1 protein-coding gene and 1 pseudogene are annotated in these 348 nt (G+C 42.2%); both read right to left on the reverse strand.

Features of this window, described 5'->3' with window-relative positions:
• Positions 1-189: TRAP transporter large permease subunit (locus tag AB4486_RS23250; RefSeq protein WP_372118892.1), on the reverse strand; the 189-nt coding region annotated here is incomplete at its 3' end.
• A gap of 15 nt (positions 190-204) precedes the next feature.
• Positions 205-348, reverse strand: a pseudogene (locus tag AB4486_RS23255) (TRAP transporter small permease); the annotation flags it as partial.

Raw genomic sequence — 348 nt, forward strand, 5'->3', positions numbered from 1 at the left:
TGCTAATAGTGCAAAGTTATCAAGGCCTGCCGCCATACGTTGAGCAACTACAGCAATTGCAGGCTCAAGCGGTAAGCTCATTAAGATGGTTGCTAGTGACGATAAACCAATCGCAAAAGAGACCGGTACACCGATTGTAAGCAGTACAGCGAAACTACCGAATAATGTCAGTATTACTTGCCATTCCATTGTGAAATCCTTCTATCAATCAAGTTGTGAGTCGGTGATCAAATCGTCACCTGACATTAATTGTTTAACGCGTTCGTAGGTAAATACGACTGAGTAAAAAATCATCAAAGCGCCACTAACCGGTAAGCAGAAGTAGATGTAGCCCATTTCTAAACCTAG

Source organism: Vibrio sp. 10N.222.55.C6 (assembly GCF_041473395.1).
Taxonomy (GTDB): Bacteria; Pseudomonadota; Gammaproteobacteria; order Enterobacterales; family Vibrionaceae; genus Vibrio; species Vibrio crassostreae_C.